Below are 15,580 nucleotides of genomic sequence, written 5' to 3'. Positions count from 1 at the left end.
CGGGCTTGCCCCGCGATAGCGATCATTCAGTCACATCGCATCGCGGGGCAAGCCGCTCCCACTGCTGCAGTGCAGTGAGAATTGCATGGGCCACCTAAACCACCGCTTGAGCCGCTCTTGAAGTGGAATTCCCCGCAGGCGGCCCTCCGGTAGGAGCGGGCTTGAACTGGCCTAATGATCCTGGACACCTCAATCGGGCGCTATGATGGCGCCCAAACCTGAGGTGTTTGGATATGCGTAATTCTTACTCGAGTGACTTCAAGCTACAGGCGGCCAGCATGGTGCTGGACGAAGGCCAATCAGTTCCACAGGTCTGTGCCAGTTTAGGCATTGGCCCTACAGCGTTGCGTCGTTGGGTCGATCAACTGCGCCAGGAGCGTCAAGGCTTAACCCCTGTGGGTGCCAAGGCAATAACGGCAGACCAGCAGGAAATCCAACGGCTCAAAGCCCTGCTCAAGCAGAAAGACCGGGATATCGAAATCCTAAAAAAGGCCAGCGCTCTCCTGCTTTTGGACGCCAAAGATCACTCGCGTTGATCGATGAGCTGGGTGAGCAATACGGCGTTAATGAGTGTTGTCGGGTGCTTGGGGTCAGCCGCAGCAGTTTCTACTGCTGGCGCCAGCGTAAGGACCGGCGTTACCCCGGACGGGAAAAACTCAAGGCCCAGTTGATCAGACATCATCGTGAGTCGAGAGGGGCGGCAGGTTCGCGCACCTTGGCCAAGATGCTGCAAGCCAGTGGACACCCAGTCGGCCGCTTCAAGGCGCGCCGCCTGATGCAAGAAGCTGGGATCAGCAGCCGTCAACGCAGACGCCACAAATACAAATCTTCAGGCGTTGAAGCCCTGACCGCACCGCACGAGCTCAAACGGCAATTCGATGTGCGGGCGACAAATGAGGTCTGGTGCGGAGATGTAACGTACATCAAGGCTGGTAAGCGCTGGCTGTACTTCGCGGCTGTCTTGGACTTGTTTGCACGGCGGATTGTCGGCTGGTCGTTCTCGATGATCTCGGATGCTGAACTGACCTGCGCGGCCTTACGCATGGCAACCGAGCTGCGCGGACGCCCCAAGGGTGTGCTATTTCACTCTGACCAAGGCTGTCAGTACACCAGCCACAAGTTCAGAAATGAGCTGCGCGAGCATGGGCACCGGCAGAGCATGAGCCGTAAAGGCGAGTGCTGGGACAACGCCCCGATGGAGCGGTTTTTTGGAAGCCTGAAATCTGAGTGGGTACCCGAAGATGGCTACGACTCGGAGCATGAGGCCCGAATGGATGTGCAGCGCTTTATCACCCGCTACAACACCACTAGGCCTCACAGCTACAACGGATACCGGTCGCCGGTCGAGGCAGAGAAGCTGGCGGCGTAAACCTTAACGGGTGTCCAGGATTACTTGACCAGTTCAGCTTGCCCCGCGATGGCGATCATTCAGTCACATCGCATCGCGGGGCAAGCCCGCTCCTACCGCTCCAGCTCAGTGAGAATCGCATGAGCCACTTTCACCCGTTCGGCATTCGGATAATTCTTGTTGGCCAGCAGCACGATACCGATGCCTTTGGACGGCACGAACAACACGTAAGCGCCAAAGCCACCGGTTGATCCGGTCTTGTTCAGCAACCTATCGGCTTGCCGCGGCTGCGCAGGCTTGAACCACGTCACCCGATGAGGATCGAGGGTCATCGACGTGGAATTCCCCGCCAGCAACTGATCCAGCGAAGCAGGGTAGCGGTACTGTTCCCAACCCAGCCCCTGGGTCATTTCACCAACGCGGTAATAGCCACGCTGGGTGGTGTCGATGGCTCGCTGCAACGGCTCGCTGAGGCTGCCCGGCTGCATGTTCACCTCAAGGTAGTGGAGCAAATCGGCAGCGGTGGTTTTCACCCCGTAGGCCTCTGCATCCAGTGGCCCCGGGCTGACCCGCACAGGTTTGTCATCCTTGTCGTAGCCTTGGGCGTAATGGTTCAGCTGTGCCGCAGGTACCTGCACGAAGGTGTGCTGAAGGCCCAGTTGCGGCAGCAGTTGCTGCTGCATCAACTCGCTAAACGGGGTGTTCTGGCTCCTGGCTGCGAGGTATCCGAACAAACCCAGGCTTGGGTTGGAGTACAAACGCTGGGTGCCGGGGGCGTAGTCGGGCTTCCACTGACGGTAGTAGGCCAGCAGGCTCGCCTCATCGGTGACAGCGTCAGGAAACTGCAAAGGCAAGCCCCCTGCGCTGTAAGTGCCAAGGTTGAGCAGGGTGATGCCATCGAAGGCGGTGCCTTTGAGCGCGGGCCAGTGTTTGCTGGCCGGATCGCTCAACGCCAGCGCGCCATTAGCCTGGGCAAGGGCGACAAGGGTTGCGGTGAAGGTTTTGCTCACCGAGCCGATCTCGAACAGGGTGTCATCGCTGACGGCCTGGCCGGTCTGCTTTGAGGCCAGCCCGTAGTTAAAATAATGGCGTTGGCCATTCACACTGACGGCAACCGCCATGCCGGGAATGTTCTGTTGCGCCATCAACGGCCGGACGTGTGCATTCACGGTGGACGCCAGACGGTCGTCGGGCAGGGGGCTGGCGAGGCTTTGAGTGCTGATGCAGGCAAGTGTTACAGCCGCCAGTAGCCCCGGTCTGATCCGGGTTCTGAAGCGCATCATCGGGTCAGGTTCCATATCAGTTGAAGGGCGTTCACGGGGTGGTCACCGGGTCACTGCAGCGCAAGTTGATCGGTGATGCTCGGGTCACTGATTTTGTCGTCGTCAATCAGCAGCAGCGCCTTGGACAGAATGATCGACAACAGCGCATCACCTTCGAACGGTAGGTACTCGGGTGTGGCTTGGGTACGTGCCTTGGCGTCAGGGACGATGCACAGGTACTGGTCATTCGGTTGCATCAGAATGTTGGCAGAGCCCAGGTGAATCTTGTAAGTGCGCAGCTTACCGGTGACTTCCAGAAAGCGCCCATGCAAGGCCCATTTGTTCTTCAGGCGGCTCATGCGTGGCAGCAGTTTTTCCAGTAACTGCTTACGGATCTGGGCACTGGCCCCCAGTTCAGGAAACGAATGCGCTTGCCAGTAATCCCGCAAGCGGCCCTCAGGCCCGCTGTCGATCCACTGTGGGTCGTTGGCCAGCGACGCCACGCCAACAAACAGATCGACATCACGCATCACTTCACTGAGCACCAGCGCCGGAACCTGCTCAAGCGGCAGCGCTGCGTCCTCTTCGGCATCACTGGCGTAGAAGCGCAGTTGGTCGCTGCTCAAGTGCAGGAAGGTACCGGTGTCATTGGAATCGACTCCATAATTATCGCCTACGCCATCGATCCAGAACTCGGCACGCAGGCCGTAGCTGGGTAACTCGCGGGTCGCCGGTGGGTAGTCGGCATCGACCATCAGGCGCAATGTGTTGCGCCAGCCACGGCCAATGGCCAGGGTATGGAACTGGTGCTGACGCAGGATGTGCGCGGCGAAACGGTTGGAATAGGTGGCGGTTTGGCGCTCGGCCTCGGTCAGCAGGTACACCTCACGGTGTGCTTGCTTGAACGGCTGGGTGATCTGCAAGGATTCGATGCGCTCACGCCAGGCAAGGATTTCTTCCGTTGTGCGGCCGATGGGATGCCAGAGGCTGACTTCAGCCGTGCTGGAAAAATTCACGCGGTGACCATCGACGGTGTGCAGGCCGCCGTCGATGAACATGACCGCAAGCGATTGCTCGCCTTCCCGGATACTCCAGATCAAGCGCCGAGCCAGGGTGCCGACCAGCGGATGGTCGAGGTAGCGTTGCTGCCATTGCTCCAGTGGCCAGTGTTTTTCCAGCAGGAACAGGGTATCGAGGCGTGCCGCCTGGGCGGTCAACATGACACTGATGTCTTTGGCCGCCGCTTGCAGCTCCTTGAGGGTTTCATTGCAGTCGGCCTTGACTTGGGCCGGCAGCGACTTCCGTGGCGTGCCGTCGGCGTCAAACCAGTTCAAGGACACCGTTTTGCCCTCTACACGCAGCTCGGCTAGGTACGCGCCGTCGGCCAAGGTTTCGCGGCGCAGGCCAACCTGCTCAAGGCCGTAGCTGGGTACGCTGAGTTCTTCGATCTGGTCGCGTGGAAGTGCGAGCGCTTCGGCGGCCGTGCTGAAGGCTTTTTCCAGCTCTTTCTGGGCGCTGGAAAGCTTTACCCGGGCCTTGAGCAGGGCCAGTTGCCCCACCGCTTCGGTCGTGGCAATCGATGACAAGGCATACACCGCCGCGTTGCCGACTTTCGGCGCCCGGGCACCGATGCCGCGGACTTTGCGGTAAGCGCTCAGGGTTACCCGGGTGAGTGCGCGAATCAGCTCGCTGTCGGCCAGCAGCGGGGTCATCCACAACAGGCCACGCAGGATGATGGCATTGCCTTCACTCATGCGGGCGCGATCATCGACACTGTTCCAGCGGTCGAACAGTAGTGAGCCTGCTCGCCCGCGATCGACCTCTGCGAACCAGCGCAGCAGCGCGGCCCGCAGTGGCACTTCACCGATATTGTCGAGCACAAGCCGGGCGTGTTTCAGCCATTTCGCCGAAGGCCGCGTTGCGCTCGCGGTACTGGCCTGGCGGAGCAGGGCCAGCCAGTGTTTGCTGTGCGCGGCGGGCATTGCGTCGATGTCGTTGATTGCCAACTGGGCCCAGTATTCGCAGGGCACCAACAGTTGCCAGGTGCCGTCGCCCAACAGTGGGTCGAGCAGGCCGATCAAGTGCTCGCCGAAACTGCCGTGCTTTAATGAACCGCAGTACAGGTCGGCGTCTGAGCACTGGCTGCGCAACAGCCGCAGGAGCGCAAGCAACCCTTCAGGCAGTGCCAGCGGTTGCCGGGCAATGGCCCAGTTGACCACGCCGAGTGTCGGTAACACGTGGTAATAGCCGAAGCGGTAGCTGGTGATCCACCGCAATACCGGCACGGCCACCTGCTCAAGCACACCCTCGGTTTGCAGCAACAGGCTGACCAGCGTCGGCATGACCCCTTCGTCGAAACTACGGGCGAACTCATACTTGAGGCTGGCGCGGCTCAAGCCACTGTCGTAGGCCACCATCCGTTCGATCAGTGCCAGCACCAGCCGTACCCGTTGCTGTTGCTGTTGCTCGGCCACTGCCCGAATGGCGGGCAGTGCGGCCAGCGACCGGGCCAGCGTTTGCGGTTGAGGGTCAAGGCTTTGCAACTGCGGTAGCAGTGTGCTGATCAATTGGTGTTCGGCGCGCAGCTCACTGCTGCTCAGCAGCGGATAGCCGTCCGGGCCGATGTATTCGACGGCGCCGAGCTCGGTTTGCGGGATGTCGTTGATCAACGCCTGCAGTTGTTCCAGCGCCATGCCTCAGCCTCCTACCAGCGGGGTCAATTTGATGAAGCTGGCGACGCTGTCGTGGCGAATGCTCAATACCTCATCGAGCTGCTCGGCCTGATGCTCATCCAGCAACACAACAAAGCCGTTGCGTTCGAACGCCTGGCAGGCAATCTCGGCCTGTTGGCGCCAGTCCACCGCTTTTTGCTCAATGGCCTGCGGGCGGGTGGGTACTACCAGCGGTTGCCGCGGGGAGCTGCCCCGACCTTGCTCATGCAGGAGGACTTCCTGGTGGACCCGCTCGCGGATCAACTGGCGCACCGTGATGCTGGCGCTGGGAAACTGCAGGGTGAAGGCGTCATAGGTTTCGCCCGAAACAGATTCGTCGCGTACGGTCAGTGTTGCCATGGAAACTCCTTTTTCTGGCAGGCAGCAGGTCAGGTGGGGCGAGGATAGCAGGCCGGGCGTCGAATTTAGAAACGACACGGATTACGAAACAATGCGCTCGCGCGCACGAAAGAACGCCCCCGGTGGCGCGCCGAACTGCTTGCCGAAGGCGGCAATGAAGGCCGACAGCGAATCGTAGCCACAGGCCAGGGCAACGTCGGTGACCCGCTCACCACGCTCCAGTGCCGGTAGCGCGTTGAGCAAGCGCATGCGCTGACGCCAGAGCCGGAAGCTCAAACCGGTTTCGCGCTGAAACAGGCGGCTCAGGGTGCGTTCCGATACCCCAGTGTGTAGCGCCCATTCGCCCAGGCTGGTGCTGGCATCAGGTTGGGCCTGCAGGTGACTACACAGATCACGCAGTCGGCTGTCCTGCGGCAGCGGCAGCATCAAGGGTTGTTCGGTGGCCATTGCCAACTGATCGAGCAGCACCTGCACCAGACGACCGTCGGCACCTTGCAGGTCGTAGTGCACCGGGAGTTCGCTGAAGGTGCGGATCAGCTCACGTAGCAGCGGGTTGATGGCGATGACCCGGCACTCAGTGTTCGACCAGTTGGCCGGGGCATGTTGCAGGTACAGGCTGCGCAGGCAGGTTTCGCCGGGGCAGCTGACGCGGTGCGGGACCTGCGCCGGCACCCACACTGCGCGTTGGGGCGGCACCAGGTAAAAGCCGTGGTCGGTGTGCACCTGCAGCACGCCATCGATGGCATACGACAACTGCCCCCAGGGATGCGCGTGCCGGTAATCAAGGACGATGTTGGGCAGGCTCTGCAGTTGGCCGTAGACCGGGCGTGGCAGTTCGCTCAGCTGTTCGAGCAGGTGCGGCTCGGGCGCGCTGGTTTGTCCGTTTGGCGACACTGGCGGGGTACCGGCGTTAGTGAGCAAGGGACAAAGACCTTATCGTCTGGCGCGCCACCATAACATGTCAGGATTGACCATGAAGTACCTGCGGATGCTGTTCGACAATTTCACCCTGGCCCTGTTCGGGGTCATCCTTGTGGCCACGCTGTTGCCCTGTGAGGGCAGTGCAGCAGTGCTGTTTGGCGGGTTGACCAACCTGGCCATCGGCCTGCTGTTCTTTCTGCACGGGGCCAAACTGTCGCGCGAAGCGGTGGCCGCCGGGGCCGGGCATTGGCGCCTGCACCTGCTGGTGTTCGCCTGTACCTTCGTGATGTTTCCGTTGCTGGGCATGGCGCTCAAGCCACTGGTGTTGCCGCTGGTGGGGGACGAGCTGTACCTGGGTGTGCTGTATCTATGCGCGTTGCCAGCGACGGTGCAATCAGCCATTGCCTTCACTTCGCTCGCCCGTGGCAACGTGCCCGCGGCGATCTGCAGTGCTGCGGCGTCGAGCCTGCTGGGTATTGTGCTGACGCCGGTACTGGTGGTGCTGTTGATGGGCGTGGAGGGTGATACCGGCTCCAGCCTTGAGGCGGTCATGAAGATTGTTCTGCAATTGTTGCTGCCGTTTGTTGCCGGGCAGTTGGCGCGCCGCTGGATCGGCAACTGGGTGGCGCGTAACGCGCGTTGGCTCAAGGTGGTTGATCAGGGCTCGATTCTGCTGGTGGTCTACACCGCATTCAGCGACGCGGTGGTCAGCGGTTTGTGGCATTCGGTGGCGCCGTCGCGCCTGGCCGGGCTGGTGCTGGTGTGTTGCTTGTTGCTGGCATTGGTGCTGTGGTGCACCGGTGCGTTGGGGCGTTGGCTGGGGTTCAACCTGGAAGACCGCATCACCATTCTGTTTGCCGGCTCGAAAAAGAGCATGGCCACCGGCGTGCCGATGGCGCAGGTGCTGTTTGTCGGTGGCGGCATCGGCGCGATGATTCTGCCGTTGATGATCTTCCATCAGATTCAACTGATGGTCTGTGCGGTGTTGGCGCAGCGTTACGCTGCGCGCGATGACGCGTTGGCGCTCAGAGCAGAACGCCCTTGACCGGTTGCAGGGGCGCTGGCGCGGTTTCGCCCGCGAGTTCGCGTACTGCAATTTCCAGGTTGCGGCACATGGCGTCCAGGGCCAGGTCGTTGGGCTGAGTGTCGAACGGGTCGGCGATCTGGTCGCCCAGGGCATCCAGGCCAAAGAAGGTGTAAGCCAGCACACAGACGGCAAACGGGGTGAACCAGCCAATGCTGTCGACCAGGCAGAACGGCAGCAAGAAGCAGTAGACGTGGACGATGCGGTGCAGCATCAGGATGTAGGGGTAGGGGATCGGGGTGTTCTTGATCCGTTCACACCCGCCCAGTACGTAAGACATCCGGCTCAGTTGCTGATCAAGGTTGGCCTGCAGCACTTCACCACCCCCGGCTTCGCGCGCCTGGGCCATCAAGCGCTGGCCGAGGATTCCCAGCAGGCGGCTGGCCGGCGCACCGCTGCTGGCGATCAGGGTGCGGGTCGGGCCATCGAGCAGACGCTGCAGGTCGGCACTCGGCGGCGTTCCACGCAACTGATCGCGCAGCACATAGGCAAAGGCAATCAGTGTATCGAACAGGCCGCGGCGCTGGACCGCCTCAAGGTTGGGCAACAGGCTCAGGGTCTGGCGGGTGAGGTTGCGGCTGACGATCAGCAACTCGCCCCACAACGTGCGCGCTTCCCAGAAACGCTGGTAGGCCACGGTGTTGCGAAAGCCGAGGAAGATCGCCAGGGTCAGGCCCCAGAGGGTAAAGGGCGTGGCGGTGAGGATGACCTTGTATTCGAACAGGGTGCCGTGAGTAGCAACCACGGCGGAGCTGATCAGTACGGTGTACAGCACTTTGCGCCATATCACTGGAATGATCGAGCCCTTGAGCGAGAACAACAGGACGCGGATGGAGGGTTTTTGCGGCTGGATGATCATCAAGGCAAACCTTGTACAGAAGCGCGAGAACGTGCGCGCATTACTGTAGGGCAAAGCTTTGCCGGGATACAGCTCGGTGATGATGAGGTGTTACATTATATCGTTATCATTTGCCGTGAGCCGTTCATGTCCCCTCCATCCTCCCGCTTGCAATCGATCGATGCCCTACGAGGCCTGGTGATGCTGTTCATGTTGCTCGACCATGTGCGCGAAACCTTTTACTTGCACCGTCAGGTCGGTGACCCGATGGATGCCACGAGTGTGCCGCCCGAGCTGTTTTTTACCCGCTTGCTCAGTGCCTTGTGCGCGCCGGTGTTCATCTTTCTGACCGGGCTTTCTGCCTGGCTGTACAGCCAGAAGCACACTCGGCGCGACACCTCGCTGTTTCTGCTCAAACGCGGCCTGTTTTTGGTGTTGTTGGAACTGACCCTGGTCAACCTGGCCTGGAACGGTACGCTGTTGCCGCCAACCCTGTGGCTGCAGGTGATCTGGTGCATCGGGATCTGCATGATCGTGCTGGCGGCGGCCCTGCATCTGCCGCGTGGCCTGCTGCTGGGCTTCGGCGCGTTGATCGTCGCTGGCCATAACCTGCTGGATCCCTGGGTACTCAGCGCTGACTCCCCATGGTTTACACCGTGGGCGATCCTGCATCAGCGTGATTTCATCGAGCTGGGTGGCGGCATCCGCGCGCGTACCACCTACCCGGTATTGCCGTGGATTGGCGTCATTCTATTGGGCTGGAGCGCGGGGCCGTGGTTTGCCCAGGGCGTGCCGACGGTGCGCCGGTCAAGGCTACTCATGCGTTGGGGGGGTGGCCTGTTACTGGCGTTCGTTGGCGTGCGCTATCTGAACGTGTATGGCGAGTTGCCGTGGGTGGCTACAGGTGACGCCCTGCGCACGACCATGAGCTTTCTCAGCGCCCGCAAATACCCGCCGTCGCTGATGTTCCTGCTGCCCACCCTTGGCCTGTGTCTATTGCTGCTGGCACTGCTGGAACGCTACCAGCGCCGCGTCTGGGTGCCACTGCTGGCGTTGTTCGGGGCAGCGCCGATGTTCTTCTACTTGCTGCACCTGTACGTGCTCAAGGCGCTGTACCTGATCGCCGTCGCGCTGTGGGGGCTGAATCAGGGCGCTTATTTCGGTTTCGATCAGGTCAGCGGTGTGTGGCTGTGCAGTCTGGTGCTGGCCTTGGTCTTGTATTACCCGACGCGCTGGTTCGCGGCCTTGAAACAGCGGCGCCGGGATGTTGCCTGGCTCAAGTATTTCTGAGCCCGGTTCACTCGTGGCAGCAGTGGGGCTGGTCGGCGCTGGCCCCCTCGTAGCGGTCGTGATGACGCACCCAGTCCATCGTGCCTTCTTCATTGCGTCCCTTGGGCATCAGGTCGAGGAAGTTATAGGCGCCGACCAGAATGTCCAAACCACGGGCATAGCTTGAGTATGTGTGGAACAGGGTGCCGTCGGTATCGCGATAGAACACGCTCAAGCCGGGCAACTCGGTTTCATTGCCCGAGTAGGGTTCGTAGTTGTACTGGCTGTTGCCGTCGTCGCTGACACTGACGCCGAACTCCCGATTGAAGGTGCTGCCGTGCGACGACACCCACGGGAAGCGCCAGCCCATACGTTGTTTGAAGCCCTGAAACTGGGCAAACGGCGCCCGCGATACGGCCACCAGTGAAACGTCGTGGTGGGCCAGGTGCAGGTTGGCACCGTCGAAGTGGTCGGCGAGGAACGAACAGCCGCCGCAGCCTTCACTCCAGCCCTCGTCGAACATGAAGTGGTAGATCAGCAGTTGACTGTGTGCGCCAAACAGATCGGCCAGGCTCAATTGCCCCTGAGGGCCTTCGAAGCGGTAGGGCTGCTCGATGCGTACCCACGGCAATGCGCGGCGCGCCCGGCTGAGCTCATCGCGTTGATGGGTCAGGGCTTTCTCATGCAAGAGCAACTGTCGGCGCGCGCTGAGCCATTCGCTGCGGGAAACCACTTGCGGGTTGCGGTAGTTGTCCATGGTGACGCTCCGGTGGGGGGATGTATGGATGGTCGTCCGCAGCGGGGGTGTTTCGACAGCGGGGCCTGAATAAGCGCATTTGCCTGATGAGCGGTGGTGGCGGTGCTCACGAATCGATTCAGCTGGCCATTAGCCATTTGAACATCAGCATCAACGTTGTTGCGGGCGCCAGATAGGCCTACTATTCATAGGCTTATGAAAAATAAGCCTAAGCTTATAACAAAAGAATGGAGTCCGTGATGATCCCACTGGATCGAATCCTGATAAGTAGCCTGCTGCTGTTTTCCGTCTCCGCGGCCCACGCCACAGACGGCCAGAAAGTCTTCAGCCAAGGCGGCCAGAATCCTGCGGCGATGGCCTGCCTGGGCTGTCATGGTGTGGATGGCAAAGGCATGGCGGCTGCGGGCTTTCCGCGCCTGGCCGGCTTGCCGGCGGCGTACCTGAGCAAGCAACTGCACGATTTTCGTAACGGCAGTCGCAAGAATCCGATCATGGAACCGCTGGCCAAGGCCCTCAGTGATGAGGAAATCCAGGCGGTGACCACCACCCTGGCAGCGATGCCCAGCGACGCGGTAGCCGACACTCGTAGGCAGCAGATGGCAAGCGACGCCACGCAGAAACTGGCCTTGTACGGTGACTGGAACCGCAAAATTCCGGGCTGTGTGCAATGTCATGGCCCGGGTGGTGTGGGGGTTGGCGAGCATTTCCCGCCGCTGGCTCATCAGCCCGCAGCCTATCTGGTGGCGCAGCTCAATGCCTGGCGCGATGGCAGTCGCAGCAACGACCCGAACCAGTTGATGGTGGGGGTGGCCAAGGCCATGAACGATGAGGAAATCAAGGCCGTGGCCGATTACTTTGCCAGCGCCGCCAGCCAGGAGGTGAAACCATGAAAGCATTGATGTTCGCTGCCCTGGCGTTGGCCCTGGGGACTGCGCACGCCGCGCCGATCGCCATGGAAGACCAGTCGCAACTCAAAGTCCCCGCGGCGGGCAGCGCTCCGGCGTTTACCCCGCCCGCAGAAAGTGAGTTGCCCGACAACGCCTTTGGCAAGATGGTCCGTCAGGGGCATGCCCTGTTCGTCGACACCAAGCGCCTGATGCCTGACAAGGTGGGTAATGGCCTCAATTGCAGCAACTGCCACCTGGACCAGGGGCGCCTGGGCCACTCGGCGCCGCTGTGGGGCGCGTACCCGATGTACCCGGCTTACCGTAAGAAAAACGACAAGGTCAACACCTTCGCCGAGCGCATACAGGGCTGCTTCCAGTTCAGCATGAACGGTACTCCGCCAGCGGCCGACAGCCCGGAAATGACTGCGCTCTCGGTGTATGCCTACTGGCTGGCGAGCAAGGCGCCGATCGGCGTCGAGACGCCGGGCCGGGGCTATCCCGAGGTCGCGCAGCCGGCCCAGGGCTATGACTTCAAACGCGGCGAGCAGGTGTATCAGCAGCAGTGTGCGATCTGCCACGGGGCAGAAGGTCAGGGGCAGAAAGTCGCTCAGGACTATGTGATGCCACCGCTGTGGGGTAAAGACTCGTACAACTGGGGCGCGGGCATGCACCGGATCAACACGGCGGCCTCGTTCATCAAGTACAACATGCCGCTGGGCAAGCCTGGATCGCTGAGCGATCAAGAGGCCTGGGATGTCGCGGCCTTCATCAACCGCCACGAACGGCCGCAGGATCCGCGCCTGGTCGAGGGCTCAATCGAGAAAACCCGGTTGAAGTTCCATGCCAATGACGGGGTCAACCTGTACGGACAGACGGTAGACGGTGTACTGATCGGTAAAGGAGTGTTGTAACGCCTGTTTTTGCTGGCGTCCCCGTGATTTCACAAGAAATAGCACAATGAAATCACGGGGCGATATTTACGATCGGCGGGAACTATCTACACTAGGATTTCTCTATGATGGCATCGGCCAGTCGGTGGGGGCATTGTAAGGTGGCCGCTGCCTGATTAGACTGCGCCGAATTTCGTACGCAAAGCCCTTGTTAAGGACGTATATGATCAAGAAATGCTTGTTCCCGGCAGCCGGTTACGGCACTCGCTTCCTGCCTGCTACCAAAGCTATGCCCAAGGAAATGCTGCCAGTGGTAAACAAGCCACTGATCCAGTATGGCGTTGAAGAAGCGCTGGAAGCTGGGTTGAACGAGATTTCCATTGTTACCGGCCGTGGTAAGCGCGCGCTGGAAGATCACTTCGACATCAGCTACGAGCTGGAAAACCAGATCAAGGGCACCGACAAGGAAAAATACCTGGTCGGCATCCGTCGTCTGCTCGATGAGTGCTCGTTCTCTTACACTCGTCAGACCGAAATGAAAGGCCTGGGCCATGCGATCCTCACCGGTCGTCCACTGATCGGCGATGAGCCGTTCGCCGTGGTGCTGGCCGACGACCTGTGCGTCAACCTCGACGGTGACGGCGTGCTCAAGCAAATGGTCAAGCTGTACAAACAGTACCGCTGCACCATCGTTGCAATCATGGAAGTCGACCCGCAGGAAACCAGCAAGTATGGCGTGATCGCCGGCGACCTGATCGGCGACGACCTGTACCGTGTGCGCAACATGGTCGAGAAGCCAAAACCGGAAGATGCCCCGTCGAACCTGGCGATCATCGGTCGCTACATCATGACCCCGGACATTTTCAGTCTGATCGAACAAACCGAGCCAGGCAAAGGGGGTGAAATCCAGATCACCGACGCCCTGATGAAGCAGGCCCAGGATGGCTGCGTGATTGCCTACAAGTTCAAGGGCAAGCGTTTCGACTGCGGTGGCGCTGAAGGCTACATCGAGGCAACCAACTTCTGCTTCGAGAACTTCTACAAAACCGGTAAGGCGTACTAAGTCTTCCAGCGCCATGCTGCAAGCCGCAAGTGGAACGCACAGGGCTTTTTCTAGTAGCCTGTAGCTTGATACTTGCGGCTTGAGAGCATCGAGATGCCCTACGATTTTGATTTGTTTGTGATTGGTGCCGGGTCCGGTGGTGTGCGCGCTGCGCGTTTTGCCGCAGGGTTCGGTGCAAAGGTGGCGGTTGCTGAAAGCCGTTACCTGGGCGGGACCTGTGTCAACGTCGGCTGTGTGCCGAAGAAACTGCTGGTCTACGGCGCGCATTTTGCCGATGACTTCGAGCAGGCCGTAGGGTTTGGCTGGTCGCTGGAAGACGCTCAGTTCGACTGGGGCCAGCTGATTGCCAACAAGAACCGCGAAATCGAGCGCCTTAATGGCATCTACCGCAATCTATTGATCAACAGCGGCGTGACCTTGCTTGAAGGCCACGCCAAGCTGACCGGCGCCCACGAAGTGGAAGTCGACGGCCAGCGTTACAGCGCCGAGCACATTCTGATTGCCACCGGCGGCTGGCCACAGATCCCGGATATTCCTGGCAAGGAACTGGCGATCAGTTCCAACGAAGCCTTTTACCTCAAAGACCTGCCCAAGCGTGTCTTGGTGGTGGGTGGTGGTTACATTGCCGTGGAATTTGCTGGCATCTTCCAGGGCCTTGGGGCGAAAACCTCGCTGTTGTATCGCGGTGATCTGTTCTTGCGCGGTTTCGATGGTGGTGTGCGTAACCACCTTAAGGAAGAACTGGAAAAACGCGGTTTGGACTTGCAGTTCAACAGCGATATCCAGCGCATCGAGCGTCAGGACGACGACAGCCTCAAGGCGACCCTCAAAGACGGTCGTGAGCTGGTTGCCGACTGCGTATTCTATGCCACCGGCCGGCGGCCGATGCTCGATAACCTGGGCCTGGAAAATACGGGGGTAGAGCTGGACCCACGTGGTTTCATTCGCGTCGACGAGCAGTACCAGACCACTGAACCGTCGATCCTGGCCATCGGTGACGTGATTGGCCGGGTGCAACTGACACCCGTGGCACTTGCTGAGGGCATGGCGGTGGTGCGGCGTCTGTTCAAACCCGAGCAATATCGCCCAGTGGACTACCAGAATATCCCCACCGCGGTGTTCAGCCAGCCGCCTATCGGCACTGTTGGCCTGACCGAAGAACAAGCGCTTGAGCAAGGCTACAAGGTGCAGATTTTTGAAAGCCGTTTCCGGCCGATGAAGCTGACCCTCACCGATGTTCAGGAAAAGACCTTGATGAAGCTGGTGGTCGATGCCGACACCGACCGTGTGTTGGGTTGCCATATGGTCGGCCCGGACGCGGGCGAGATTATCCAGGGCCTGGGTATCGCGCTGAAGGCCGGGGCTACCAAGCAGCAGTTCGATGAAACCATCGGTGTGCATCCGACCGCAGCCGAAGAGTTCGTGACCCTGCGCACGCCAGTTTCACGTTGAGTCACCCACCCTGCGTAGGAGCTACGCAGGGTGGCCAACGTTTCCTACCTGAGCCGTTACTTAAGCGGCCATCGCCGTGACCTGCGGCTGACATTCTCCGAGTCGGACATTTCAGATACTGATTGCCCCACTCACTTCCAAGCAGAATGTCACGATGAAACCTACAAATAAAACGCTTCTTGCGCTGAGTTGCTGTCTTCTCCTGAGCACTGGGATGGCACAGGCCAGCGGTCAAATGAGCTTCAGCGGCAGCGTTGAGGCGGGCACTTGCGAAGTCAATGGCGGCAACAACGATGTGGCCGTGAGCTTGCCGACGGTGCCGGCCAGTCTGTTGATCACTCCAGGCCAGGTCGCAGGCAACACGCGCTTCGATCTGCGTCTGGCCAACTGCTCGCCTGGCTTGACCCGCGTTTCTACCTACTTTGAATCTGGTCCTACCATCAGCCCGCAGGGGCGCCTGATTGTGGATACCGGTGGTAGCGAGAACGTTGAAGTTCAGCTGCGCAACAACACCAATGCGCCGATGAACCTGTCGGCTGCCCAAGGCAACCAGAACTCCCAGATCGTTGACATCATCAACGGTCAGGCAGTGCTCGCTTACTCGGCGGAATACTACTCACTGGGCGGCACAACGCCAGGCCTGGTGAACACCCGCGTGCAGTACACCCTGATGTACCCATGAAGTTGTTGGCAGCCCTTGCCGGGCTGCCAACCTCTATTGTTTGCCGACCCAGGACC

The 15,580-nt window shown here is 60.3% G+C and carries 15 protein-coding genes; 9 read left to right on the top strand and 6 right to left on the bottom strand.

From position 1 onward, the window contains the following. Positions 1 to 233 precede the first annotated feature (233 nt). Positions 234 to 536 carry a transposase gene (locus ACVWSC_RS16415; protein ID WP_442107852.1) on the top strand — a complete coding sequence of 101 codons (303 nt, stop codon included), beginning with the start codon at positions 234 to 236 and terminating at the stop codon, positions 534 to 536. After that, positions 533 to 1,369, top strand: coding sequence for an IS3 family transposase (locus ACVWSC_RS16410; RefSeq protein ID WP_442107850.1), 837 nt, complete (start codon positions 533 to 535; stop codon positions 1,367 to 1,369). Before ACVWSC_RS16415 ends, ACVWSC_RS16410 begins: the two co-directional genes overlap by 4 nt. 92 nt (positions 1,370 to 1,461) lie before the next feature. On the opposite strand, the gene ampC is transcribed toward ACVWSC_RS16410, so the two are convergent. The 4 genes from ampC to ACVWSC_RS16390 all read right to left on the bottom strand — a co-directional run bounded on the left by ampC (position 1,462) and on the right by ACVWSC_RS16390 (position 6,575). Then, positions 1,462 to 2,628 (bottom strand): class C beta-lactamase, encoded by a 1,167-nt coding sequence (gene ampC, locus ACVWSC_RS16405; RefSeq protein ID WP_442114316.1) that lies wholly within the window; start codon positions 2,626 to 2,628, stop codon positions 1,462 to 1,464. Between the two features lie 53 nt (positions 2,629 to 2,681). Then, complete coding sequence (locus ACVWSC_RS16400; RefSeq protein WP_442107848.1) at positions 2,682 to 5,303, bottom strand: DUF4132 domain-containing protein; 2,622 nt, start codon at positions 5,301 to 5,303, stop codon at positions 2,682 to 2,684. Positions 5,304 to 5,306: 3 nt separating this feature from the next. Next, complete coding sequence (locus ACVWSC_RS16395; protein WP_442107846.1) at positions 5,307 to 5,681, bottom strand: hypothetical protein; 375 nt, start codon at positions 5,679 to 5,681, stop codon at positions 5,307 to 5,309. An 81-nt stretch (positions 5,682 to 5,762) separates the two neighbouring features. Then, positions 5,763 to 6,575, bottom strand: coding sequence for an AraC family transcriptional regulator (locus tag ACVWSC_RS16390; RefSeq protein WP_442114315.1), 813 nt, complete (start codon positions 6,573 to 6,575; stop codon positions 5,763 to 5,765). 79 nt (positions 6,576 to 6,654) lie between these two features. Between ACVWSC_RS16390 and ACVWSC_RS16385 the strand changes: the two genes are divergently transcribed. After that, on the top strand, positions 6,655 to 7,647 hold the full coding sequence (locus tag ACVWSC_RS16385) for a bile acid:sodium symporter family protein (protein WP_442107844.1): 993 nt from the start codon (positions 6,655 to 6,657) through the stop codon (positions 7,645 to 7,647). Here ACVWSC_RS16385 and ACVWSC_RS16380 read toward each other — a convergent pair. Further along, positions 7,628 to 8,545: a bestrophin family protein gene (locus ACVWSC_RS16380; RefSeq protein ID WP_442107842.1), complete on the bottom strand. Its 918-nt coding sequence runs from the start codon at positions 8,543 to 8,545 to the stop codon at positions 7,628 to 7,630. The genes ACVWSC_RS16385 and ACVWSC_RS16380 overlap by 20 nt on opposite strands. Before the next feature lie 126 nt (positions 8,546 to 8,671). Between ACVWSC_RS16380 and ACVWSC_RS16375 the strand changes: the two genes are divergently transcribed. Beyond that, on the top strand, positions 8,672 to 9,814 hold the full coding sequence (locus ACVWSC_RS16375; RefSeq protein ID WP_442107840.1) for an acetyltransferase domain-containing protein: 1,143 nt from the start codon (positions 8,672 to 8,674) through the stop codon (positions 9,812 to 9,814). 7 nt (positions 9,815 to 9,821) lie between these two features. Here ACVWSC_RS16375 and ACVWSC_RS16370 read toward each other — a convergent pair whose 3' ends face one another. Further along, entirely contained in the window at positions 9,822 to 10,550 is a 729-nt protein-coding gene (locus tag ACVWSC_RS16370) for a DUF899 domain-containing protein (RefSeq protein WP_442107838.1), read from the bottom strand. 239 nt (positions 10,551 to 10,789) lie between these two features. Between ACVWSC_RS16370 and ACVWSC_RS16365 the strand changes: the two genes are divergently transcribed. The 5 genes from ACVWSC_RS16365 to ACVWSC_RS16345 all read left to right on the top strand — a co-directional run bounded on the left by ACVWSC_RS16365 (position 10,790) and on the right by ACVWSC_RS16345 (position 15,524). Then, a complete protein-coding gene (locus tag ACVWSC_RS16365) occupies positions 10,790 to 11,440 on the top strand; it encodes a c-type cytochrome (RefSeq protein WP_442107836.1) in 651 nt (216 codons plus the stop codon). After that, positions 11,437 to 12,348, top strand: a complete 912-nt coding sequence (locus ACVWSC_RS16360) for a c-type cytochrome (RefSeq protein WP_442107834.1) — start codon at positions 11,437 to 11,439, stop codon at positions 12,346 to 12,348. Before ACVWSC_RS16365 ends, ACVWSC_RS16360 begins: the two co-directional genes overlap by 4 nt. A gap of 202 nt (positions 12,349 to 12,550) precedes the next feature. Further along, positions 12,551 to 13,390, top strand: a complete 840-nt coding sequence (gene galU / locus ACVWSC_RS16355; protein WP_442107832.1) for a UTP--glucose-1-phosphate uridylyltransferase GalU — start codon at positions 12,551 to 12,553, stop codon at positions 13,388 to 13,390. A gap of 93 nt (positions 13,391 to 13,483) precedes the next feature. After that, on the top strand, positions 13,484 to 14,842 hold the full coding sequence (gene gorA, locus ACVWSC_RS16350) for a glutathione-disulfide reductase (protein ID WP_442107830.1): 1,359 nt from the start codon (positions 13,484 to 13,486) through the stop codon (positions 14,840 to 14,842). A gap of 214 nt (positions 14,843 to 15,056) precedes the next feature. Further along, positions 15,057 to 15,524: a fimbrial protein gene (locus ACVWSC_RS16345; RefSeq protein WP_442107828.1), complete on the top strand. Its 468-nt coding sequence runs from the start codon at positions 15,057 to 15,059 to the stop codon at positions 15,522 to 15,524. Positions 15,525 to 15,580 lie beyond the last annotated feature (56 nt).

The sequence above is a fragment of the Pseudomonas sp. NUPR-002 genome (genome assembly GCF_056322725.1).
The sequence above is the reverse complement of the archived record's forward strand: the minus strand, read 5'-3'. Positions and strand labels throughout refer to the sequence as shown.